At 74.7% G+C, this 21,853-nt stretch carries 21 protein-coding genes and 1 pseudogene; 9 read left to right on the top strand and 13 right to left on the bottom strand.

All coding sequences use genetic code 11. From position 1 onward, the window contains the following. The first annotated feature begins 48 nt into the window (after positions 1 to 48). Positions 49 to 642 carry a MarR family winged helix-turn-helix transcriptional regulator gene (locus ACLQ14_RS08920; RefSeq protein WP_425812067.1) on the top strand — a complete coding sequence of 198 codons (594 nt, stop codon included), beginning with the start codon at positions 49 to 51 and terminating at the stop codon, positions 640 to 642. Here ACLQ14_RS08920 and ACLQ14_RS08915 read toward each other — a convergent pair. Both ACLQ14_RS08915 and ACLQ14_RS08910 read right to left on the bottom strand, forming a co-directional pair. After that, positions 584 to 1,072 (bottom strand): MarR family winged helix-turn-helix transcriptional regulator, encoded by a 489-nt coding sequence (locus ACLQ14_RS08915; RefSeq protein WP_425812065.1) that lies wholly within the window; start codon positions 1,070 to 1,072, stop codon positions 584 to 586. The genes ACLQ14_RS08920 and ACLQ14_RS08915 overlap by 59 nt on opposite strands. A 2-nt stretch (positions 1,073 to 1,074) precedes the next feature. Further along, the gene (locus ACLQ14_RS08910; RefSeq protein ID WP_425812063.1) at positions 1,075 to 1,851 is read right to left on the bottom strand and encodes an isoprenyl transferase; all 777 of its coding nucleotides are present in this window, start codon (positions 1,849 to 1,851) and stop codon (positions 1,075 to 1,077) included. A 190-nt stretch (positions 1,852 to 2,041) separates the two neighbouring features. Here ACLQ14_RS08910 and trhA point away from each other — a divergent pair, with 190 nt between their 5' ends. Then, positions 2,042 to 2,785, top strand: coding sequence for a PAQR family membrane homeostasis protein TrhA (gene trhA / locus ACLQ14_RS08905; protein WP_425812061.1), 744 nt, complete (start codon positions 2,042 to 2,044; stop codon positions 2,783 to 2,785). 36 nt (positions 2,786 to 2,821) lie between these two features. On the opposite strand, the gene ACLQ14_RS08900 is transcribed toward trhA, so the two are convergent. Genes ACLQ14_RS08900 through mca form a run of 3 tightly spaced genes read right to left on the bottom strand, consistent with a single transcriptional unit; the run spans position 2,822 to position 5,072 of the window. Further along, positions 2,822 to 3,724, bottom strand: a complete 903-nt coding sequence (locus tag ACLQ14_RS08900; protein ID WP_425812059.1) for a carbon-nitrogen hydrolase family protein — start codon at positions 3,722 to 3,724, stop codon at positions 2,822 to 2,824. A gap of 8 nt (positions 3,725 to 3,732) precedes the next feature. Beyond that, entirely contained in the window at positions 3,733 to 4,125 is a 393-nt protein-coding gene (locus ACLQ14_RS08895; protein WP_425812057.1) for a hypothetical protein, read from the bottom strand. Beyond that, positions 4,122 to 5,072 carry a mycothiol conjugate amidase Mca gene (mca, locus tag ACLQ14_RS08890; protein WP_425812055.1) on the bottom strand — a complete coding sequence of 317 codons (951 nt, stop codon included), beginning with the start codon at positions 5,070 to 5,072 and terminating at the stop codon, positions 4,122 to 4,124. The genes ACLQ14_RS08895 and mca overlap by 4 nt, the downstream gene beginning before the upstream one ends. 116 nt (positions 5,073 to 5,188) lie before the next feature. On the opposite strand from mca, the gene ACLQ14_RS08885 reads away from it, so the two are divergent. The 4 genes from ACLQ14_RS08885 to ACLQ14_RS08870 all read left to right on the top strand — a co-directional run bounded on the left by ACLQ14_RS08885 (position 5,189) and on the right by ACLQ14_RS08870 (position 8,706). Further along, complete coding sequence (locus ACLQ14_RS08885; RefSeq protein WP_425812053.1) at positions 5,189 to 5,590, top strand: DUF4307 domain-containing protein; 402 nt, start codon at positions 5,189 to 5,191, stop codon at positions 5,588 to 5,590. Between the two features lie 148 nt (positions 5,591 to 5,738). Beyond that, the gene (greA, locus tag ACLQ14_RS08880) at positions 5,739 to 6,221 is read left to right on the top strand and encodes a transcription elongation factor GreA (RefSeq protein WP_425812051.1); all 483 of its coding nucleotides are present in this window, start codon (positions 5,739 to 5,741) and stop codon (positions 6,219 to 6,221) included. A 200-nt stretch (positions 6,222 to 6,421) separates the two neighbouring features. Then, positions 6,422 to 8,272, top strand: coding sequence for an MFS transporter (locus tag ACLQ14_RS08875; RefSeq protein ID WP_425812049.1), 1,851 nt, complete (start codon positions 6,422 to 6,424; stop codon positions 8,270 to 8,272). Next, positions 8,269 to 8,706: a MarR family winged helix-turn-helix transcriptional regulator gene (locus tag ACLQ14_RS08870; RefSeq protein ID WP_425812047.1), complete on the top strand. Its 438-nt coding sequence runs from the start codon at positions 8,269 to 8,271 to the stop codon at positions 8,704 to 8,706. The genes ACLQ14_RS08875 and ACLQ14_RS08870 overlap by 4 nt, the downstream gene beginning before the upstream one ends. 135 nt (positions 8,707 to 8,841) lie before the next feature. Here ACLQ14_RS08870 and ilvA read toward each other — a convergent pair whose 3' ends face one another. The 5 genes from ilvA to ACLQ14_RS08845 form a co-directional block, all read right to left on the bottom strand. Next, positions 8,842 to 10,086 carry a threonine ammonia-lyase gene (ilvA, locus tag ACLQ14_RS08865; RefSeq protein WP_425812045.1) on the bottom strand — a complete coding sequence of 415 codons (1,245 nt, stop codon included), beginning with the start codon at positions 10,084 to 10,086 and terminating at the stop codon, positions 8,842 to 8,844. Then, positions 10,083 to 11,306 carry an AI-2E family transporter gene (locus ACLQ14_RS08860; protein ID WP_425812042.1) on the bottom strand — a complete coding sequence of 408 codons (1,224 nt, stop codon included), beginning with the start codon at positions 11,304 to 11,306 and terminating at the stop codon, positions 10,083 to 10,085. Before ACLQ14_RS08860 ends, ilvA begins: the two co-directional genes overlap by 4 nt. Before the next feature lie 311 nt (positions 11,307 to 11,617). Then, positions 11,618 to 13,339: an alpha/beta hydrolase gene (locus tag ACLQ14_RS08855; protein WP_425812040.1), complete on the bottom strand. Its 1,722-nt coding sequence runs from the start codon at positions 13,337 to 13,339 to the stop codon at positions 11,618 to 11,620. 98 nt (positions 13,340 to 13,437) lie between these two features. Next, positions 13,438 to 14,211: a HEAT repeat domain-containing protein gene (locus ACLQ14_RS08850; protein ID WP_425812038.1), complete on the bottom strand. Its 774-nt coding sequence runs from the start codon at positions 14,209 to 14,211 to the stop codon at positions 13,438 to 13,440. 57 nt (positions 14,212 to 14,268) lie between these two features. Next, positions 14,269 to 15,111, bottom strand: coding sequence for a LysR family substrate-binding domain-containing protein (locus tag ACLQ14_RS08845; RefSeq protein WP_425812036.1), 843 nt, complete (start codon positions 15,109 to 15,111; stop codon positions 14,269 to 14,271). A gap of 102 nt (positions 15,112 to 15,213) precedes the next feature. Here ACLQ14_RS08845 and ACLQ14_RS08840 point away from each other — a divergent pair, with 102 nt between their 5' ends. Beyond that, complete coding sequence (locus ACLQ14_RS08840; protein ID WP_425812034.1) at positions 15,214 to 15,606, top strand: DUF5997 family protein; 393 nt, start codon at positions 15,214 to 15,216, stop codon at positions 15,604 to 15,606. Between the two features lie 115 nt (positions 15,607 to 15,721). Here the strand turns inward: ACLQ14_RS08840 and ACLQ14_RS08835 are convergent. Together ACLQ14_RS08835 and ACLQ14_RS08830 are read right to left on the bottom strand one after the other, a co-directional pair. Next, positions 15,722 to 15,961: pseudogene (locus ACLQ14_RS08835) on the bottom strand (SelT/SelW/SelH family protein); the annotation flags it as partial. Positions 15,962 to 16,038: 77 nt separating this feature from the next. Then, positions 16,039 to 17,295, bottom strand: a complete 1,257-nt coding sequence (locus ACLQ14_RS08830) for an aminotransferase class I/II-fold pyridoxal phosphate-dependent enzyme (protein WP_425812032.1) — start codon at positions 17,293 to 17,295, stop codon at positions 16,039 to 16,041. 95 nt (positions 17,296 to 17,390) lie between these two features. Here ACLQ14_RS08830 and ACLQ14_RS08825 point away from each other — a divergent pair, with 95 nt between their 5' ends. Further along, complete coding sequence (locus ACLQ14_RS08825) at positions 17,391 to 18,125, top strand: hypothetical protein (protein WP_425812030.1); 735 nt, start codon at positions 17,391 to 17,393, stop codon at positions 18,123 to 18,125. Here the strand turns inward: ACLQ14_RS08825 and ACLQ14_RS08820 are convergent. After that, entirely contained in the window at positions 18,088 to 19,494 is a 1,407-nt protein-coding gene (locus ACLQ14_RS08820; protein ID WP_425812028.1) for a cystathionine beta-synthase, read from the bottom strand. The genes ACLQ14_RS08825 and ACLQ14_RS08820 overlap by 38 nt on opposite strands. Positions 19,495 to 19,681: 187 nt before the next feature. Between ACLQ14_RS08820 and ACLQ14_RS08815 the strand changes: the two genes are divergently transcribed. Continuing rightward, positions 19,682 to 21,730: a glycoside hydrolase family 15 protein gene (locus ACLQ14_RS08815; protein ID WP_425812026.1), complete on the top strand. Its 2,049-nt coding sequence runs from the start codon at positions 19,682 to 19,684 to the stop codon at positions 21,728 to 21,730. Positions 21,731 to 21,853: the final 123 nt, after the last annotated feature.

Here is a 21,853-nt window from a genome sequence, read left to right as displayed (position 1 = left end):
AGGCTAGTTGCTAGCCAGGCTAGTTACAAGCCGTCGTAGACTCACGGCATGACGCGACCCGGACGCAGCCCGCGGCCCCAGCCGGACTCGTCCCCGAGCTACTGGTACCCCCGCGACGGGTGGGGCGAGGCCCGGACCCTGGACGCGGTGCGCCGGTTCCTGCGCGCCGACGAGGCCATGCGCCGCAAGCTCCAGCGCGACATGGACATGAACGAGACCGACCTGCGCGCCGTCCGGTACCTGGCCGCCGCGCAGAAGGACCACCGGGCCGTCGCGCCCCGGGACCTCAGCCGCGAGCTCGGCATCTCCACCGCGTCGACGACCAAGCTGCTCGACCGCCTCGAGACCGCCGGGCGCCTGCGGCGGGTCCAGAACCCCGCGGACCGGCGCGGCCTGCGGATCGAGCTCACCGACCACGTGCACACCGAGGTCCACGACACGCTGGGCGGCATGCACGCACGCATGCGCGAGGTCGCGGCATCCCTCGACCGCGCCGAGTCGGCGGCGGTCGTGCGGTTCCTCGACGCGCTGGCCGACGCCGTCGCGCCGCCGGCCGGGGAAGGCGACGCCGACGCCGACGCGGTCAGCCCGAGCGGTCGCGCCGCACGTCCGGGATCGACGCCTGGGCCTCCGACAGCTTGAGCGTGAGCCGACGCAGCGCGTCCAGGTCGGCGTCGTCGAGCGCGCCGCCCACGTAGGCGGCGATCGCCTCCGCGTGCCGGCGGCCCGCCTCGCCCTGGACGCGCGCACCCTCCTCGGTGAGGACGACGAGCGTGCCGCGGGCGTCGTCGGGCACGGCCTCGCGGGCGACGAGCCCGCGCGCCTCGAGGCGGTCGACCATGCGGGACAGCGACGGCTGGCTGAGCAGGCTCAGCGCCGCGAGGTCCCGCAGGCGGGCGGCGTGGCCGGGCCGCGACCGCAGCGTGAACAGCACGTCGTACTCGCGGAACGACACGTCGTGCCAGATGTCGTCGCCGCCGAGGCGGCGCACCACCGCGACCTGGGCCCGGAAGAGGGCCTCCCAGGTCTCGACGGCGCGCCTGGGGTCGGTCGGGCCGTCGGACGGGACCATGCCTACTTCCCCAGCCGGCGCTCGCGCGTCGAGTAGGCCCGCAGGGCGCGCAGGTAGTCGACCCGCCGGAAGTCCGGCCAGTACGCCTCGCAGAAGTAGAACTCCGACTGCGCCGACTGCCAGAGCAGGAAGCCCGACAGGCGCTGCTCCCCCGACGTGCGGATCAGCAGCTCCGGGTCCGGCTGGCCCTTCGTGTAGAGGTGGGCCTGGATGTGCTCGACGTCGAGGTCGTCGGCGACCTGCTCGAGCGTGGCGCCCTCCGCGGCGCGCGTGCGCAGCAGGTCGCGGACGGCGTCGGCGATCTCGTGGCGGCCGCCGTAGCCGATCGCGACGTTGACCTGGAGCCCGCCCGTCACGGCGGCCGTGCGCGCCTCGGCCTCGCGCAGCGCCTCGGCGGTCGCGGCGGGCAGGAGGTCCAGGCGGCCCATGACCCGCAGGCGCCAGCGGCCCGTGCGCTCGCCGGTGTCAGCGAGCTCGCCGACGGCGTCGTTGATGATGTCGAGCAGGTCCTGCAGCTCGCTCGCGGGCCGACCGAGGTTGTCCGTGGACAGCATCCAGAGTGTGACGACCTCGATGCCGAGCTCCTCCGACCAGCCGAGGAACTCCTCGATCTTGTCGGCGCCGCGCCGGTGGCCGGTGGCCGCCGTCTCGCCGAACGACCGCGCCCAGCGGCGGTTGCCGTCCAGGATCACGCCGACGTGGCGGGGCATGCTGCTGGGCGGGAGCGACCGGGCCAGACGCTTTTCGTAGACGCCGTACAGCACGTTCGGCAGCCGCACGGGCCCTCCTCGCCGGTCGTCCGGGGCCAGGTCACGCCCCGGGTCGCATCTCGCTCACACCCCGGTGACACGGTACCCGAGCCGACGAGGCCGCCCGCGCCGCTGGACCACCTACGCGACCGTAACCTACGATGGCGTAGGTTACCTGCCCGGACTGCCGTCCGAGCGTCGCCCGACCCCAGGAGGCCCCGTGGCCCGGCCCGTCGACCCCGCCCGCACCCCCTCCGCCCCGCTCCACCTGGACCGGGTCACGGACGCGGTGACGGACGCCGTGTCCGACGCCGCCGGCACCGTCGCCCGGGCCGTCAAGCCCCGCCTGCGCGGGTGGATCCACGCGGGCGCGTTCCCGCTCGTCCTCGCCCTGTCGATCGTCGTCGTGTGCCTCGCCCCGGCCGGCGCACCGCGCTGGTCGTGCGTGGTGTTCGGGCTCAGCGCGTGCCTGCTGTTCGGAACGTCGGCGGTCTACCACCGCGGCACCTGGTCGCCCCGCGTGGCCGCCGCGCTGCGCCGCGCCGACCACTCCAACATCTTCCTCATCATCGCCGGGACCTACACCCCGCTCGCCGTGATGCTCCTGCCGCACGGCACGGCCGTCGCGCTGCTGTGGACGGTGTGGTCGGGCGCGCTGCTCGGCCTGCTCGCCCGCGTGTTCTGGCTCGGCGCCCCCCGCTGGGTCTACGTCCCGATCTACGTCGCGCTCGGCTGGGTGGCCGTCGGGTTCTTCCCGCAGTTCTGGCGCACGGGCGGCCCCGCCGTCGTCTGGCTCGTCGCCGCGGGCGGCCTCGCGTACACGCTCGGCGCGGTCGTCTACGGGACCAAGCGGCCGAACCCCAGCCCGCGCTGGTTCGGCTTCCACGAGGTCTTCCACGCGCTCACCGTCGTGGGCTTCGCGTGCCACGCGACCGCGATCGCGATCGTCGCCGTCGCCGCTTGACGGCGAGCTCCGAAGGACGCGGCCGGGGGGTCGCGCTCAGCGGGGGACGACGACGTAGCGCCTGTTGACGAGGGACGGGTTCGCCGCGCGGACCTCGCCGAGGCGCCGCGGGTCGAGCTCGACGGTCACGCACGCGGGGTCCTCGCCGAGCTCGGCCAGCACGTCGCCGTCGGGCCCGACGACGACCGAGCGCCCCAGCACGCCCGGGCCGCACTGCCCGACTCCCACCACGAACGCGGTGTTCTCGATAGCCCGCGCGCGCAGCAGCGTGCGCCAGTGGTCGGCCTTGAGCTCGCGCTCGGCCGTACGCCCCAGGCTCGACGGCGCGGCCCAGGCGGCCGGCACGAGCAGCACGTCGGCACCCGCGTCGACGAGGCGCCGCGCGGACTCGGGGAACCGCAGGTCGTAGCAGGTGAGCACCCCGGCGAACAGGCCGGGCGACCGCGTGGTCGCGTCCGGCGCCCAGGCGGTCCGGTCCAGCACCAGCGGCGGCGCCGACGGCGCACCCGGCTCCAGCCGGTCGGACTCGCGCTGGCCGAACGCGTCGTACAGGTGCACCTTGCGGTACCCGCCGACGAGCGCGCCGTCAGCCCCCACGCCGACGACGACGTTCACCGCCCGCGCCGGGTCGGAACCGGGGACCGTGGTCCCCGCCACGACGGCGACGCCCGCGTCCCGCGCGGCGGCCCGCAGCCCCTCGACGAACCGTCCGTCGAGCGGCTCCGCGAGCACCGGATCCGGGCCGCGCGGGTCGAACGCCGACGCGTACTCGGGGAGCACGACGACGTGCGCGCCGTCTTCCGCGGCCCTGCGGACCGCGTCACGCGCGAGCGCGAGGTTCGTGGCGCCGTCGCGCGTCGACGCGACCTGGGCGAGGGTGAGCCGGAGCGCGACGGGCGCCGGCCTGTCCTCGGGCCGCTCGGGCACGGTGGGCGCCACGGTCAGCCTCAGGACCGCGCGTCGGGGGCGCCGGGGTCGTCCGCACCGGCGCCGGTCCCGCCGGCGCCCGCGCCGCCGCGACCGCCGCCTCCCCTGCCGGACGAGTCGGGCCCGCGCCAGCCCTCCGGGTTCTGCGCCGTCGCGATGCCCGACGCCGGACGGTCGTGCTCGGGCTCGAGCTCGCCGTCCTCGACCTTGCGGGTGTAGTTGCGGTTCATGCGACGGAGCTGCCGCGCCATGAGCAGGCCGATCCCGATGCACGCGAGCGCCAGCAGGATCGACACGACGAAGAACGCGAAGCTGTCCTTGCCGCCGCCGCCGGTCGTCTCGAGGTCGTCGTTCGGGCCCGGCGTCGCGGCCGCCGCGAGCTGCCAGGCCATCCCGGCCAGCCGCCCGGTCATGCCTGCTCCCCCGCGGCCGCGCGCGTGCCGTCCTGCCCGGCCGCGCCGACCAGGTCCCGGACGCCGGCGAACAGGTCGTCCTCGGGGAGCGTCGCGGGGACGCGCGACTCGGCGAGCTCGTACTCCTCCCACGGCCACACGTCGGCCTCGAGGTCGCGCGGCACCGCGAAGAAGAAGCCCTGCGGGTCGATCTGGCTCGCGTGGGCGACCAGCGCGGCGTCGCGCTGCGGGAAGTAGGCGGACACCTCCACACGCGTCGTCACCGGGCGCTCGGGGATCTCGCGCGCCGCGCGCGACTCGATCCAGTCGCCGAACGGCGAGACGAGGCCCTGGCCCTCCATCGCCTCGTGGATCGTGCGCATCCGGGTCAGGGAGAAGTCGTGGTTGTAGTACAGCTTGAACACCTCCCACGGCGCGCCGGCGCCGGGGTAGCACGACGGTTCGCCCGCCTTCTGGAACGCCTCGAACGCGACCTTGTGGCACATGACGTGGTCGGGGTGCGGGTAGCCCCCGCTCGGGTCGTACGTCGTCATGACGTGCGGGCGGAACTCGCGGACCAGCTCGACGAGCGGACGGGCCGCGACCTCGAGGGGCTCCAGCCCGAAGCAGCCCTCCGGCAGGGGCGGCAGCGGGTCACCCTCGGGCAGACCCGAGTCGACGAAGCCGAGCCACTGCTGCCGCACGCCCAGCGCCTCGCGGGCCCGCGCCATCTCGCTGCGGCGCAGGTCGCGCATGCCCTCGAGCGTCGTCGGGCCGGGGCCGAACGACGGGTTGAGCACGTCGCCCCGCTCGCCGCCCGTGCAGCTCACCACCAGGACGTCGACGCCCTCCGCCGCGTAACGGGCGGTGGTCGCCGCTCCCTTGCTGGACTCGTCGTCGGGGTGGGCATGCACGGCCAGGAGGCGCAGCCGCTCAGGGGCGCCACCGCTCTCGGGTGCGACGGTCACGTGCGGCTCCAGGGGACGGCGGGCTCCGCGCGACGCGCGCCGGGCCCGGACAGGCGGGCGGGTCCGTGCGGACCCACCTGGGAACACCGTCGAGGATAGTCGGAGACAATGGGTCCATGACCGCCACCGCGCTCCCCCCGGGGCGGTACGGCTCCGCGCCCACCGGGCCCGGACGACGCCGCACCGTCCTCATCGTCGTGCTGTCCGTCGTCGTCGCGGCCGCCATCGGGGTCCTCGTGTGGTTCGGGCTCGCGCAGGGCACGTCGGTGAGCGTCGAGACGTACGGGTACTCGGTCAAGGACGCGCAGAGCGTCGAGGTCACCTTCAGCGTCACCGCGAAGAGCGGGACGCCCGTGGTCTGCACGATCGAGGCGCTCAACGACGCGCACGCGCAGGTCGGGAGCAAGGACGTGCAGATCCCCGCGGCCGACGAGCAGGTCACGCAGTACACGACGACGGTGGCCACGTCGGAGCGCGCGGTGACCGGCGTCGCCGACTCCTGCCGCACCGCCGGCTGACGCTCCAGGGGCGGACGTCCGACCGCCCCGCGCCCGATTTGATAACCTGGGACATTCAGCGCGTGCCGCCCGACCGGGCTGCACGCGTGATTCTCATCACCCCGCGGAACCCACCGCGACGACACGCCCTCGTAGGAAGGAGCGAACCGTGACCGACACCTCCGTCACCTGGCTGACCCAGGAGGCTCACGACAGGCTCCAGGCCGAGCTCGAGCGCCTCTCCGGCCCTGGACGCACCGAGATCGCCGAGCGCATCGCCGCCGCGCGCGACGAGGGCGACCTCAAGGAGAACGGCGGCTACCACGCGGCTCGCGAGGAGCAGGCCAAGAACGAGGCCCGGATCCGCGAGCTCACCGAGAAGCTCCGCACCGCCCAGATCGGCACGCCGCCCGACGACGGCACCGTCGAGCCCGGCATGGTCGTCACGGCCACGGTCGCCGGCGACGAGATGGTGTTCCTGCTCGGCTCGCGCGAGATCGCCGGCACCACCGACATCGACGTGTTCTCGCCGGGCTCGGCGCTCGGCGCCGCGATCAACGGCAAGACGGTGGGCGACTCCGCCAGCTACACGGCCCCGAACGGGAACGAGATCCCGGTCGAGATCGTCGCCGCCAAGCCCTTCCAGGGCTGACCCCCGACCCTCGGTCCACGACGGCGCCCGGTCTCCTCCCTGCACGGAGGCGGCCGGGCGTCGTCCTGCGCGGGGACCGCGGCTCCGCGCACGACGACGCGTCGGGCCACGATCCGGACGACACCTCCGGCGCCTTCCGCTCCGGGCGTAAACTGCTTGGCATATTGCAACTTTGCCCGCATCGTGACGCCCGGAGACCCGTGAACTCGCGCTCGCTCTTCCTGCCCAAGGACCACCCCCGCTACAAGTGGGTCGCGCTGTCCAACACCACGCTCGGCATGCTCATGGCGACGATCAACGCGTCGATCGTGCTCATCTCGCTGCCGGCGATCTTCAAGGGCATCGACCTCGACCCGCTCCAGGCGGGCAACGTCAGCTACCTGCTCTGGATCCTCATGGGCTACATGCTCGTGACGGCGGTCCTCGTGACCAGCTTCGGGCGGCTGGGCGACATGTTCGGACGGGTCCGCGTCTACAACCTCGGCTTCGTCGTCTTCACGTTCGGCTCGATCCTGCTGTCGTTCGACCCTTTCCAGGGCGGGCACGGCGCCATGTGGCTCATCATCTGGCGGATCGTCCAGGGCGTGGGCGGCGCGATGCTGTTCGCCAACTCCACCGCGATCATCACGGACGCGTTCCCCGCCGACCGCCGCGGCATGGCCCTCGGCATCAACCAGGTCGCCGCCATCGCGGGATCGTTCATCGGCCTGCTCGTGGGCGGCCTGCTGGCCGTCGTCGACTGGCGCGCCGTGTTCTGGGTCAGCGTCCCCATCGGCATCATCGGCACGATCTGGTCCTACCGGTCCCTCCACGAGACCGGGACCCGCAACCCCGGCAAGCTCGACTGGCCCGGCAACCTGACGTTCGCGCTCGGGCTGACCGCGCTGCTCACGGGCATCACGTACGGGATCCAGCCCTACGGCGGACGCTCGACCGGCTGGACGAACCCGTGGGTCCTGTCGGCGATCTTCGGGGGCATCGCGCTGCTCGTGGTGTTCGTGCTCGTCGAGCTGCGCGTCAAGGCGCCGATGCTCGACATGCGCCTGTTCCGCATCCGCGCGTTCTCGATGGGCAACCTCGCGGGCCTGCTCGCATCGATCGGGCGCGGCGGCCTGCAGTTCATGCTCATCATGTGGCTTCAGGGCATCTGGCTCCCCCGCCACGGCTTCAACTACGAGGACACCCCGCTGTGGGCGGGCATCTATCTGCTGCCCATCACCATCGGGTTCCTGCTCGCCGGCCCGCTGTCGGGGACCCTGTCGGACCGGTTCGGCGCGCGCGGCTTCGCGTCGGGGGGCCTGCTGATCGTCGCGGGGACGTTCGTCGCGCTGATCTTCCTGCCCGTGAACTTCGAGTACTGGCAGTTCGCGATCATCACGCTGCTGTCGGGCATCGGGTCGGGCATGTTCGGGGCGCCCAACCGGTCGGCGATCATGAACGCGGTGCCCGCGAGCGAGCGCGGCGCGGCGTCGGGCGTCGCGGGCACGGTGCAGAACGCCGGGTCCTCGCTGTCGATCGGCGTCTTCTTCTCACTGATGATCGTCGGCCTCGCGTCGACGCTCCCCGACGCCCTGCGCACCGGCCTGACCCAGCACCACGTCCCGGCCCAGGTCGCCGACCAGATCTCGCAGCTCCCGCCCGTCGGCAGCCTGTTCGCGGCGTTCCTCGGCTACAACCCGATCCAGTCGCTCGTCGGCACGGACACGCTGCAGCAGCTCCCGCAGGCCGACCAGGACGCCCTCGTCGGCAAGGAGTTCTTCCCCCAGCTCATCTCCGACGCCTTCCACCACGGCCTCGTCGTCGTGTTCAGCGTCGCCGCCGCGATGTCGCTCGTGGGCGCGGTCGCGTCCCTGTTCCGCGGCAAGCGCTACGTGCACGACGACGTCGCCTCCGGACCGGCGTCCGGTGCGTCCGACGCCGCGGCCGAGCCGGGCGAGGACCGCTCCGTCGCGGCCGCCGTCGCGGCCCGGGCCGAGGGGCCCGCCGTGGCGCGAGGCGGCGCGGGCGGAGTCGGCACCGACGAGCCCCACGTGGGAGGATCGCCCGCGTGAGCACCACCCCGGACCCCACGGCCGTCGCCGCCAGGCTCGCGGTCGTCGTCGGACGCATCGCGCGACGCATCCGCCCGACCCACGGCGACCTGTCCGCCGGCCACTTCTCCACCCTGGCGACGATCGAGCGGCTCGGCCCGCAGCGGCCGAGCGACCTCGCGCGCGTCGAGCGCGTCGGCGCACCCGCGATGACGCGGATGGTCGCGCTGCTGGAGTCCCGCGGCCTCCTCGAGCGCAGCCCCGCGCCCGACGACGCCCGCTCCGTCCTCCTGCACCTCACCGACGCCGGTCTCGAGGTCGTCGAGGAGGTGCGCACCGAGCGCGCGGGGATCGTCGCCGAGCTGATCGCCGGCCTCGACGCCGACCAGCTGCGCGCCGTCACCGACGCCCTCGACCCGCTCGAGCAGGTCGCCCGCACCGCGACCCAGCGCTGACGGCCCGCCCCGGCCCCACCGCCTGGCGCCACAGCCCCGGCGCCGAACACGGGCTCGGCGCCCGTCAGCTCGCGCTGACGGACGCGCACCCCGTCCTCGACGAGCCACGATCCCGTGCTCGCGAAGCTGGCGGGATCAGTCCCGGACCACCCGGTAGCCGACCTCCCGCAGCCGCGACACCAGGGCGTCGCAGTGCTCGGGGCCCTTGGTCTCGATCTGCATGGGCACCCACACGTCGTTGAGCCCGAGTCCGACGTCGGTCCGGGTGTGGTCGATGTGCATGATGTTCCCGCCCAGGCCGGCGAGCTCGCCGAGCAGGTGCGCGAGGGCGCCGGGACGGTCGTCGAGCATGACCCGCATCTTCAGGTAGCGCCCGGCGGCGACCATGCCGTGCCGGATCACCCGGAGCAGCACCAGCGGGTCGATGTTCCCGCCGGACAGCACCGCGACCACGGGCCCCTCGAACGGCACCTCGTCGCCGTGCCCGGGCGCCGCGAGCAGCGCCGCGACGCCGGCCGCACCCGCGGGCTCGACGACGAGCTTCGACCGCTCCGCGACCAGCAGCAGCGCGTGGGACAGGTCCTCCTCCGAGACCTCCCGCACCTCGACGCCGAGGCGCTGCAGCACCGCGAACGGGACGTCGCCCGGGCGCCCGACGGCGATGCCGTCGGCCATCGTCGGCTTCACGGGTACCGCGACCGGGTGGCCCGCGCGCAGCGACTCTGCGAAGCCGGGCACCCGCTGCGTCTGGACCGCGACGACCCGGACCTGGGGCGCCAGCTCGGCCAGCACCGTCGCTATCCCCGCCACGAGCCCGCCGCCGCCCGCGGGCACGAGGACCGTGCGCACGTCCGGCACCTGCTCGAGCAGCTCGAGCGCGAGCGTGCCCTGCCCGGCGACGACGTCGGCGTGGTCGAACGGGTGGATGAGCACCGCACCCGTCCGCTCGGACTCCGCCCGGGCCTCCAGGAGCGCCTCGTCGACGGACGCCCCCACGAGGCGGACCTCGGCGCCGTAGTCGCGCGTGGCCGCGATCTTGGGCAGAGCGGCGTCGACGGGCATGTAGACCACGGCCCGCAGCCCGAGCAGGCGGGCCGCGAGCGCCACGCCCTGCGCGTGGTTGCCCGCGCTCGCCGCGACGACGCCCCGCGACTTCTCCTCCTCGGAGAGCCGCGCCATGCGCACGTACGCGCCGCGGACCTTGAACGACCCGGCGCGCTGCAGGTTCTCCGCCTTGAGAAGCACCGGCGTCCCGGCGGCGTCGGACAGGGCGCGCGAGGCGAGGACGGGGGTCCGCCGCACGACGCCGTCGAGCAGCTCCGCGGCGGCCCGCACCTCCGCGAGGGTCACGGGGGCCGGGCCGGGTACGGCGGCGGTCACGACGCCGTCGTCCCGTCCTCGGCGCCCGGGAGGTCCCGCTCGGCGCGCGCGACCATGGGCGGGACCAGGCCGGCGGGCCCGTCGTCCGAGGTGTCGTGCCCCCGGATGGTGAGGTGGTCGTCGGTCCCGAGCTCCGGGAACTTGTCGTGCCCGTGCAGGTAGAGCGTCACGGTGTTGAGCACGGCGACGAGCGGCACCGCGAACAGCGCCCCCACGATGCCGCCCACGAACGACGCCGCCGCGACCGACAGCAGTACCGCCACCGGGTGCAGCGACACGGCGTGCCCCATGAGGAACGGCTGGAGCACGTGCCCCTCGATCTGCTGCACGAGCAGGACGACGCCCAGCATGATCAGCGCGATCACCCAGCTCTTCGCGACCAGCGCGACCGCCACCGCCACCGCACCCGTGACGACCGCGCCGACGATCGGCACGAACGACCCGACGAAGACGAGGATCGCGAGCGGCAGCGCCAGCGGAACCCCCAGGATCGCCGCCCCGAGTCCGATCCCGACGGCGTCCACGAGCGCCACGAGGATCTGCGTGCGCGTGTAGGCGGACAGGGTGACGAGGCCGCGGCGTCCGGCCTGGTGCACCCGGTCGCGGACCCCGAGCGGCAGGAGGCCGACGACCCAGCCCCAGATGGTCCGGCCGTCGTGCAGGAAGAAGAAGGTGCAGAAGAGCGCGATGAGCGTGCCGGCGGCGACGTGCCCCACGGTCACCGCGGCGCCGAGCGCGCCCGAGACCCAGGTGCTCGTGTTGGACGACAGCGACTTGGTCAGGGTGTCGGCGTACCGGGTGATGTCAGCGGAGTCGAGGTTCAGCGGGCCCGTCCGGAGCCAGTCCATGAACTCGTCGAAGCCCGCCTGCGCCTGGTCCTTGAGGTCGGCGAAGCCGGACGCGATGGAGCCCCCGGCCGCCGCGACGAGTGCGAGCACCACGACGATCAGCCCCACGAGCGCGGCGGCGCACGCGAGCGCACGGGAGAAGTGGAGGCGGGTCTCGCAGAACCGCACCACGGGCGTGAGGAGCACCGTGAGCATGAGCGCGATCGCGACCGGCACGACGATGACCTTGAAGACGACCGCCAGGTACCCGATGACGACGAGTGCCCCCGCGATCGCGAGGAGCCGCCACGACCAGGAGGCGGCCGAGCGGACCGACGGCGGCACGGGCGACGAGGCGTCGGGGCCAGGCAGAGGGGCAGAGGTGGCGCTCACTGGATCACCCTACGGCCCACGGAAGCGCCCGCACGGGCAGCCGGAACCTGCGCCGCGGCGTCCCGGTTGCGGGGTGACCCACCCTTCGCCGTCGTCCACCTTCGCCGCCGGCAACGTCGGGCGCCGTGGCTGGGGCAGGCGGTCCCACCTCCGCAGGCCGCCGGCTTCCCGTCACCCCCGCAGGCGGGCGGCACATGCGCCGAGTACGAGGTTTCTCGCCGAACACGAGCCGAAAACCCTCGATCTCGACGAGAACCCTCGTACTCGGCGCGGGGGCGACCAGCATGCCGAGCATGCGGGCGTCGGGCGGGTCAGAAGCGCGGCTCCCGCTGCTCGACGACGTGCTGCAGGGCGGCGGTGTCCTCCGCCGTCCAGCCCTCGGGCGCGCCGAGCGCCGCGAAGCCCTGCGCGTACTCGAGCTCGAAGTGGTGGCCGTAGCCCATGGGCACGTCCGCGCCCGCGGCGAAGAACAGGTCCACGGTGAGCTGCTCGAACGTCACGACCGGGAACCAGCGGATGGCGGCCACGACCCCGCGCCCGCGCGGCTCGGAGAGCCAGTCCGGTGGGTCCCAGATGGTCTCGGGCGACCACCATGTCACGCCGTCGGACGGGTGCTGCGCGTACACCACCCGGGGCTGGCGCCAGGTGGCGGGCAGCAGCAGCGGGTCGCCGGTGCTGCCGGGCGGTCCGGTGAGGAACCGGACCTGAGCGCCGCCGTCGACGACGGGCGCGACCTCCGGGGTGCCCGCGTCCCGGTCGTCGGTCACCGTGCTCCACATCGGGGTGAAGCTCGGCGTGCCGACGAACAGGGCGCCGTCGGTGCGGCTCGCGACGTCGTGCGGACTGCTGAAGGCCGCCTGCATGCCGAACGAGCCGAGCGAGATGCCCGACACCTCGAGCTTCGGGCGATGGTCCGCGGGGAGCTGCGACCAGCGCGCGTAGACCGCGTCGAACAGGGCGAGACCGGCGTGGGCCGGGTGCTCGCGGTCGCCGATGAAGCTCAGCCAGCTCGGGAGGTTCGAGTACTGCATGGTCGCGATCGCGGTGTCGCCGCCGTGCAGCAGCTCGAACGTGTCGGCCATGCTCCAGTCGACCCAGCCGGAGCCGGTCGTCGTGACGACGAGCAGGTAGTCCCGGTCCCACGCGTGGGTGCGGTCGAGCTCGGCGACCACGCGCGCCGCCGTCGCCTCGACGTCGTCCTCCTGGCCCGCGTAGACGCGGATCGGCTGCCGCACCTCGGCCGCGGGGACGCCTGTCCCCGAGGGCAGCGCCGCCTCGAGGTCGGCGAGCTCCGCCGTCGTCGGGCCGCCCGTGACGAACCGCCTGCCCTCGCGCCCCAGGTGGTCCCACGACTCCAGCGAGTCGGGCGAGCCCGACCGCTCCGCCGCCGTCGGCCGGTCGACGCCCTCGTCGTACGACGCGTTGACGGCCGCGAACGACGCGTTCAGCGCGCTCAGCACGCCATCCCAGATGACGCCCGAGAACGCGCCCCACGCGAGCACCGCGACCACGAGGACCGAGACCGCGCGCGCGATCGACGCCGGCACCACGCGTCCCACCAGCCGCGCGAGCCGTCGGGACACCCCGCGCAGCCACCGCGCGAAGGCGAGCACCGGCACCGCGACGACGACCGCGACCGGCGGCACGAGCACATAGGCCCAGGAGCCCCACCCCGACGACGCCGGCATCGTGAGAGCCGCCCGGACGTCCTGGTCCCAGCGCGCCCCCAGGACGACCGACACCACGACCGCGACCGGCGCCACGACCGCGACCACGCGCCGCACCGGCCGGCGCACGGGCGCGAGCCGGTCGCGCAGGTCGAACGAGCGGACCAGCCAGCCCAGGACGGCGCCGACCCCGTACCCGGACACCGCCGCGAGACCCGTGAGCGCCCCCTGCACGGCCCAGCCGCGCGGGATGAGGGTCGGCGTCAGCGAGACGCACGCGAAGACGAGGGCGACGGCGCTCGCCGCCGTGCCGAGACGCGCCGGGTACGCGCGTGCCCACGCGCGGACACGTCGTGCGAGCGCCACGGCAACCTCCGCCGGAGTCCTGGGGTGCGGCGACGTGCGCGTCGCCGCGCGGAACGTACCACGCCGGCCGTGCTCGCCCGCCGACGGCGACGCGCGGGTCACTCGATCGCGCGGCCCGCCGCGACCAGCACCCGCTGCAGCCGCGCCCGGCGCAGGTTGGAGCGCACGACCCAGTCGAGGTCGCGGTCGTCCGCCGCGAGCGCCCCGACGTCCTCGAACGCCGGCAGGCCCGCCTCGGGGGCCCCGGCGACGGCCACGCTCCAGCAGTACCCGAGCGCCTTGCGCAACGTGCGGACCGGGGCCTCTCGCCGCTCGACGGCGGGCGCCGCGGCCAGCGCCGCGGTCGCCGCCCGGCACGCCTCGATCGCTGCCCGCGCGGTGTCCGGGTCGCGCAGCAGCCGCGGCTCGCAGATCCCCGCGACGGCGGCCCGCGCCACGAGCGGTTCCGGCCCGGCCGCCCACGCGACGGCGAGCCGTCGCAGACGCGCGGGCTCCGCGTCGCCCAGCCGCTGGAGGGCCATGGCCACGCCCTCGCGCTCCCGCCAGCCCTCGGAGGCCGCGGCCGACCGCAGCTCGTCCGCGAGCGCCCGGGCCTCGCGGCCGCCGTCGTCGGCCGCGGCGAGCAGGCGACCCAGCCCGACGACGCCGCACACGCGCTCGTACTCGTCGTCGGACCGGGCGAGGGCGCGGACGAGGGGCTCGGGGGCCACGTCCGCGCACGCGGCCACGAGCTCGAGGTTGGCCCGCGGACCCGGCAGCCCTGAACGTTCGGCGAGGTAGGACCGCAGCGCGACGCCGACGGCGTCGTCCGAGGCGTCGTCGAGGAGGAGCAGCGCGGTCAGGTCGGCGCGGTACGCGTCACGGCGTCCCATGCCCCCACTCTGCCCCGCACCCCGGCCGCGTGGCGCGGTCTTCCGGCGGCGCGTCGCTCAGCGCGGCCGGTGCCGCGAGCCGCCGGGACGCCGGCCGGGCCTGGCGCCCTTGCCCCGGGCCGCGCCGCGGGCCGACCCGCCCGCGGCGGGCCGGGCCTTCGCCGACGACGCCGCCCGTGCCTTCGGCGCCGGCTCCTCGGGCTCCGACCGGCGCCCGCGCGACGAGTTGGCGGTGCGCCCGCGGACGATGCCGACGAGGTCGTCGACGTCGTCGGTCGTGGCGTCCACCGGCCAGGCGAGGGCGACCGGGGCGGACGGGGCGTCGTCGAGCAGGCGGTACGTGAGGTCCTTGCGGTGGTGCAGGCGGGCGAGGGACTGCGGCACCACGAGCACCCCGATCCCCGCGGCGACGAGCTCGACGGCGAGGCCCGTCGTCTGCGGCTGCTCGACCGGGCGGACCCCGGGGGGGCCACCGTCCGGCCAGGCGAGGGGGTCGTCGGCGGGCTGCAGCAGGACCTCGTCGGCCAGGTCGGCGAGCGCGACGTGCTCGGACTCCTCGAGCGCCGCGAGCAGGTGCTCCTTCGGCACGACGACGACCGCCGCCTCCTCGTACAGCGCGATCACGTGGAGGCCGTCGCGCTCCGCGGGCAGGCGGATCAGGGCGGCGTCGACGGCGCCGCCGCGCAGCAGGTCGGCGGCGTCCCCCGCGGGGACGGGGACGAGGTCGAGGGGAAGGTCGGGCCGGCGCTCGGCCCAGGTCCGCGCCCACTTGCCGGGCGTCGCGCCCGGGACGTAGCCGAGGCGGAACGTCAGTCCCGGCCCGTCGGCGGGGCCGGCTTTCTCGGGGCCGTCGTCGGCGGGGCTGCCGTCCTGCGCCGTCACGTCGTCCGTCTCGTCCACGTGACCAGGCTAGCGACCGGCGCGACGCGAACCGCATGCTCGGCGCACCGAGACCTCCGGCACACCACCACCCGACGCGCCCGGACCGCCTACGCTGAGCCCATGAGCTCCAGCCCCGCCGCGCGCCCGTCGCCCCACCGCATGAAGCCCGCGACCGCGGCCAAGAAGCTGGGGATCTACCTGCCCGCGGCGCCCGAGGAGTTCCGGGACGGCGCGGTCACCCGCGACGAGCTCGCCGAGCTCGAGAAGAACCCGCCCGCGTGGCTCGAGGCGCTGCGCCGCGAGGGCCCGCACCCGCGGCCCGTCGTCGCCGGCCGGCTCGGGGTGTCGATCGCCGGCCTCACGCGCGCCGGGATCACCGAGCCGCTCACCACGGCCGAGATCGACGAGCTGCGCGCCGACCCGCCGCTCTGGCTCGAGGCCGAGCGGGAGACCCACCGCAAGGTCCTCGAGGAGGAGGAGCGGATCGCGGCGCGCCAGCGCGGCGAGAGCTGACCTTTCCCGCCCGACGACGTCCCACCGGCCAGGCGTCCGGCCCGCCCTCCGCTCGGCGAGCCGCGCGGTCGGTGTGACCCAGCGCGAGATCGGGTGCCACGACGTCGCGCAGCCTGGCCTTGAGCTGCGGCAGCTCGGGGAACGCGCCCTCCACCGCCCGGTCCCAGAGCACGCGCTCGGCCGCGCCGTCGTGGGGCGCCGGACCGGACCCGCCGGGGCGCACGGTGACGCGAAAGACCCCGCCCGTCCCCGGGACGAGCGCGACCTCGCCGAGCCGCGTGCCGAACGTCGTGAGCAGCTCCTGCGCGACCCACGACGCGCGCAGCATCCACCGGCACTGCGTGCAGTACTCCACGGCGACGCTCGGCAACGTGTCAGAACCTCGTGAGCCTCGAGCCGCACCAGGTTCTGACACGTCCGGGGACGGGCCGGTCACGCGAGAGCCTGGTCGAGGTCGGCCAGGAGGTCGGCGGCGTCCTCGATGCCGACCGACACGCGCACCAGGTCGGCGGGGACCTCGAGCGCGGACCCCGCGACGGACGCGTGGGTCATGCGGCCGGGATGCTCGATGAGGGACTCGACGCCGCCCAGGGACTCGGCGAGCGTGAACACGCGGGTCCGGTCGACGACGTCGAGCGCCGCGGTCTCGGAGCCCACCCGGAACGACAGCATCCCGCCGAACCCGCGCATCTGCTGCGCGGCGAGCGCGTGGCCGGGGTGCGACGCGAGGCCCGGGTAGAGGACCTCGGTGACGCGCGGGTGCTCGTCGAGGAACGCAGCGACCGCGGCGGCGTTCGCGCAGTGCCGGTCCATCCGCACGGCGAGCGTCTTGAGGCCGCGGAGCGTGAGCCACGCGTCGAACGGCCCCGCGACGGCGCCCGACGCGTTCTGGTGGAACCGGACGGCGTCGGCGAGGGAGGTGCCACCGTCGGGGGCGGGGCGGCCGCCGGGGAGCGCGACCGGCTCCGGCGTGCCGTCCGCGCCGGCGAGGGAGACCCGCGGACCCACGACGAGCGCTCCCCCGACGACGTCGCTGTGCCCGCCCACGTACTTGGTCGTCGAGTGCACGACGACGTCCGCACCCAGCGCCAGCGGCGTCTGCAGGTAGGGCGTGGCGAACGTGTTGTCGACGACGAGCAGCGCGTCGGCGGCGTGCGCGATCTCCGCGAGAGCTGCGATGTCGCTGATCCCGAGGAGCGGGTTGGTCGGGGTCTCGACCCAGATCGCCCGCGTCCGGCCGGGCACGACGGCGGCGCGGACCGCGTCGAGGTCGGCGAGGTCGGCGGCCGTGTGCTCGACCCCCCACGCGCCGAACACCCGCGCGACCAGGCGGTACGTGCCGCCGTAGGCGTCGTCGGGGATGACGACGTGGTCGCCGGGGCGCAGCGCCGCACGCAGCAGCGCGTCCTCGGCCGCGAGGCCCGACGCGAAGGCGAAGCCCGCGGTGCCGCCCTCCGCGGCCGCGAGCGCCGTCTCGAGCGCGGTGCGGGTCGGGTTCGCGGAGCGCGAGTACTCGTAGCCGCCGCGCAGCCCGCCGACGCCGTCCTGCTTGAAGGTCGACGTCGCGTAGATGGGCGGGACGACCGCGCCCGTCGCGGCGTCGGGGTCCTGGCCCGCATGGATGGCGCGGGTCGCGAAGCCCGCACCGGACCAGTCGTGGTGTGCGCCGGGGCTCGTCTCGGGGGTCATCCGTCCAGGCTATCGACGCCGGGACCGCCGTGGGCGGTCCACGTCGCCCCGGTCTGCTCTTGCCAATCTCGGCTATGCCCATTAGCTTTTTGGCTATGAGCACTCACCAGACCACCCCCGTCACCGCGGCCGGCGACCTTCCGGCACCCTCCGGGCCTGCGCCCGCCACGACCCGCGCCGCCCGTCCCCGCCGCCGCGCCGCGGCCGCCGCGCTCGGCACGCTCGGGGCGCTCGTCCTCCTGTTCCCCGCGCTCCGGCCGTGGCCCGACGAGTCCGTCGCGACCCCGGAGCTGGCCCGGGCGATGGCCTCGGACCGGTGGATCGTCGCGCACCTGTGCGGCGCCGCCGCGATCGCGCTCTGGCCGTTCGCCGCGGCCCTCGTCGCCCGTCTGCTGCCCGACCGCCGGGCCACCCGTGCCGCGGTCGTCACCGGCGGTGCCGGTGCCGCGCTCGTCCTGCCCTACTTCGGCGCCGAGATCTTCGCGATCCACGAGCTCGCCGGACGCGCCGCGACCACCTGGGACCCCACGTTCCTCGACACGATCGAGGACATCCGGCTCCAGCCGGTCGCCGCGACGATGTTCGGTTCGGGGCTGGTCCTGCTCGCGACGTCCGGCGTGCTGCTCGCGGTCGCGTGGTGGCGCGCCGCGACCGGCGGCCGCCGGTGGGCCGCCGTCCCGCTCGCGGCGGCCCTCGTCCTCTTCCTCCCCCAGTTCTTCGCCGGCGAGCCGGCCCGGGTCGCGCACGGCGTCGTCGCCGCGCTGGCGGCCTGGCTGCTCGCGGCGGCCGTCGTCAGGAGCCCAGGAACCCCAGCAGGTCGTGGCGCGTGAGGACCCCGGCGGGCTTGCCGTCGTCGACGACCATCACCGCGTCGTCGTGCTCGAGCGCGGCCCGCAGCGACTCGACGCTCTCGCCGCTGCCCACGATCGGGAGCGGGGGGCCCATGTGGGTCTCGACGCGCTCCGCGAGCGAGGCGTGGCCGGCGAAGACGACGTCCAGCAGGTCCCGCTCGGTCACCGCGCCGGCGACCTCGCCGAGCACGACCGGCGGCTCCACGGAGACGACGGGCATCTGCGAGACGCCGTACTCGCGCAGGATGTCGATGGCGTCGCGGACGGTCTCGTGCGGGTGCGTGTGGACGAGCGCGGGGAGCTCGCCGCTCTTGCCCCGCAGCACGTCCGCGACGGTCACGCCCGTCGCGGCGGGCAGGAACCCGTACGACCGCATCCACGCGTCGTCGAACACCTTGGACAGGTAGCCGCGGCCGCCGTCGGGCAGGAGCACGACGATCACGGCGCGCCTCGCCGCCTCGGGGTCCTCGCGCTGGAGCCGCTCGGCCACGCGCAGCGCCGCGACCACCGCCATGCCCGACGACCCGCCGACCAGCAGCGCCTCCTCGTGCGCGAGGCGCCGCGTCATCTCGAACGACTCGGCGTCCGTCACCGCGACCACCTCGTGCGGCACGTCCGGGTCGTAGGCGGACGGCCAGAAGTCCTCCCCCACGCCCTCGACCAGGTACGGGCGCCCCGTCCCGCCGGAGTAGACCGAGCCCTCCGGGTCGGCGCCGACGATCCGCACGACCCCGCCGTCGGCCTCGGGACGCGGGACCGAGACCTCACGCAGGTACCGGCCGGTGCCCGTGATGGTGCCGCCCGTGCCCACGCCGGCCACGAAGTGCGTGACCCGGCCGTCCGTGTCGGCCCAGATCTCCGGGCCGGTCGACGCGAAGTGCGACGCCGGGCCGTTCGGGTTCGAGTACTGGTCGGGCTTCCATGCGCCGGGGATCTCCCGCACCAGCCGGTCCGACACGGAGTAGTAGGAGTCCGGGGAGTCGGGGGCGACCGACGTCGGCGTCACGACGACCTCCGCGCCGTACGCGCGCAGCACGTCGCGCTTGTCCTGCGAGACCTTGTCCGGGCAGACGAACACGCAGCGGTACCCCTTGCGCTGCGCGACCAGCGCCAGCCCGACGCCCGTGTTCCCGCTGGTCGGCTCCACGATCGTGCCGCCGGGCCGCAGCTCGCCCGACGCCTCCGCCGCCTCGATCATCCGCAGCGCGATCCGGTCCTTGACCGATCCGCCGGGGTTCACGTACTCGACCTTCGCGAGGATCGTCGCGTCGAGCCCCTCCGCCAGGCGCGTCAGCCGGACGAGGGGGGTGTTCCCGACCAGCTCGGACACGTGCTCCACGTAGCGCATGGTGCCCACGCTAGGCCCAGCCTCCCCGTGCGGGCATGCGTTCTGTCGTTTCGACACCGCCGCGCCCGGCAGAACGGATGCCCACAGCGGCGAGCGGGCGGCCCACGACGTGACGGCCCTGTCACGGTGAGGTGAACACGCCGCCCGGAACTGGCGCCGGGGACCCACGAAGGCGCAGGCTGGCGACATGAGCTCCACGTCCGACGCCGCGCCCACGACCCACCTGGACTCCCTGGGCACGACGACCACCGCCCCCGACGACGGCGCCCCGCACCTGCCCGCCAACGTCCCGTCCCACGGCCTGCACCTCGAGGCCAGCGACGAGCCGTACCGCCCCGTGCGCGACGGGCGCAGCCCGTTCCCGTCGATCGCCGACTACGCGTTCCTGTCCGACTGCGAGTCCAACGCCCTCGTCGCGCCGAGCGGCGCCGTCGAGTGGATGTGCGTGCCCCGTCCCGACGCGCCGAGCATCTTCTCCTCGATCCTCGACCGCGGCACCGGGTCCTTCCGCGTCGGACCGTACGGGGTCAGCGTCCCCGTCGCGCGGCGCTACCTGCCCGGCACCCTCGTCCTCGAGACCACCTGGCAGACGACGACCGGCTGGCTCGTCGTCCGCGACGCCATGGTCATGGGGCCGTGGCACAACGTCGACGAACGGTCGCAGACGCACCGGCGCACCCCCACCGACCACGACGCGGAGCACATGCTGCTCCGCACCGTCATCTGCGTCAACGGCACGGTCGAGCTCGACGTCGTGTGCGAGCCCATGCCCGACTACGGGCGGCGTGCTTGCCAGTGGGAGTACGAGGGCGACGGCTACAACCGGCTCGTGGCCCGCCGCGGCGACGGACCCAACCCCGACCTGCGGGTCACGAGCAGCCTCCGCCTCGGCGTCGAGGACCGCCGCGTCCAGGCGCGCACCCGCCTGCGCGCGGGCGAGCACGCGTACGTCGCGCTGTCGTGGTCGCCGCTCCCGGCGCCGTCGGACTGGGAGGAGGCGCTGCGCGCCATGCAGCGGACCGAGCGCTACTGGCGCGAGTGGCTCACCCAGGGCGTCTTCCCCGACCACCCGTGGCGCTCCTACCTGCAGCAGTCCGCCCTCACCCTCAAGGGACTCACCTACGCCCCGACGGGCGCGCTGCTGGCCGCCGCGACGACGTCGCTGCCCGAGACGCCCGGCGGGGAACGCAACTGGGACTACCGGTACGCGTGGATCCGCGACTCCACGTTCGCGCTCTGGGGCCTGTACACCCTGGGGTTCGACCGGGAGGCGAACGACTTCTTCGCGTTCGTGCACGACGTGTGCCGCGACGACAAGCCGCTGCAGGTGATGTACGGCGTCGGGGGCGAGCACCGGCTCGACGAGCGCGAGCTCGACCACCTGCACGGCTACGAGGGCGCGCGCCCCGTGCGCGTCGGGAACGACGCCTACCTGCAGACCCAGCACGACGTCTGGGGCGCCGTCCTCGACTCCGTGTACCTGCACGCGAAGTCGCGCGAGCAGCTGCCCGAGTCCCTCTGGCCCGTCCTCAAGCAGCAGGTCGAGGAGGCCGCGAAGCACTGGCACGAGAAGGACCGCGGCATCTGGGAGGTGCGTGGAGCGCCCCAGCACTTCACGTCGTCGAAGCTGTTCTGCTGGGTCGCGATGGACCGCGGCGCACGCCTCGCCGAGCTGTACGACGAGCACGACTTCGCGTCGCAGTGGTCGAAGATCGCCGACGAGATCCACGCCGACATCTGCGCCCACGGCATCGACGAGCGCGGCGTCTTCACGCAGCACTACGGGACGACGGCGCTCGACGCGTCCCTCCTCCTCATGCCGCTCCTGCGGTTCCTGCCCGCCGACGACGAGCGCGTCCGCAACACCGTCCTCGCGATCGCCGACGAGCTCACCGAGGACGGACTCGTCCTGCGGTACCGCACCGACGAGACCGACGACGGCCTCGCCGGCGAGGAGGGCACGTTCACCATCTGCTCGTTCTGGCTGGTGTCGGCGCTCGTCGAGATCGGCGAGGTCGACCGCGCGCGGGCGCTGTGCGAGCGGCTCCTGTCGTTCGCGAGCCCCCTCGGCCTGTACGCCGAGGAGATCGACACCCGCAACGGCCGGCACCTCGGCAACTTCCCGCAGGCGTTCACGCACCTCGCGCTGATCAACGCGGTCATGCACGTCGTCCGCGTGGAGGAGGCCGCCACCTCGCCGTCCGGGTTCGCCGCGGCGCACCGCTCCGCGAGCTGACCCGAGCCTCCTCGCCCGCGGCGACGCTGCCGAGCGACCGGGTTGCGCACCATGGCTAAGCGGCATAGCTTATTGGCTATGTTCTTCACCGTGCGCCGTACCGCCGCCACCGACCCCGACGGG

The organism is Luteimicrobium sp. DT211 (assembly GCF_049844995.1).
In the GTDB taxonomy this organism is placed as follows: Bacteria; Actinomycetota; Actinomycetes; order Actinomycetales; family Cellulomonadaceae; genus Luteimicrobium.
Note: the sequence above shows the minus strand (reverse complement) of the source record. Positions and strands in the feature narration are given on the sequence as shown.

Coding starts and splice junctions, on each gene's coding strand:
- ACLQ14_RS08820 (WP_425812028.1), bottom strand. CDS start 19,494: ATGCGCTACGTGGAGCACGTGTCCGAGCTGGTCGGGAACACCCCCCTC.
- ACLQ14_RS08830 (WP_425812032.1), bottom strand. CDS start 17,295: ATGACCCCCGAGACGAGCCCCGGCGCACACCACGACTGGTCCGGTGCG.
- ACLQ14_RS08850 (WP_425812038.1), bottom strand. CDS start 14,211: ATGGGACGCCGTGACGCGTACCGCGCCGACCTGACCGCGCTGCTCCTC.
- ACLQ14_RS08915 (WP_425812065.1), bottom strand. CDS start 1,072: ATGGTCCCGTCCGACGGCCCGACCGACCCCAGGCGCGCCGTCGAGACC.
- ACLQ14_RS08815 (WP_425812026.1), top strand. CDS start 19,682: ATGAGCTCCACGTCCGACGCCGCGCCCACGACCCACCTGGACTCCCTG.
- ACLQ14_RS08885 (WP_425812053.1), top strand. CDS start 5,189: ATGACCGCCACCGCGCTCCCCCCGGGGCGGTACGGCTCCGCGCCCACC.
- ACLQ14_RS08895 (WP_425812057.1), bottom strand. CDS start 4,125: ATGACCGGGCGGCTGGCCGGGATGGCCTGGCAGCTCGCGGCGGCCGCG.
- ACLQ14_RS08825 (WP_425812030.1), top strand. CDS start 17,391: ATGAGCACTCACCAGACCACCCCCGTCACCGCGGCCGGCGACCTTCCG.
- ACLQ14_RS08840 (WP_425812034.1), top strand. CDS start 15,214: ATGAGCTCCAGCCCCGCCGCGCGCCCGTCGCCCCACCGCATGAAGCCC.
- ACLQ14_RS08920 (WP_425812067.1), top strand. CDS start 49: ATGACGCGACCCGGACGCAGCCCGCGGCCCCAGCCGGACTCGTCCCCG.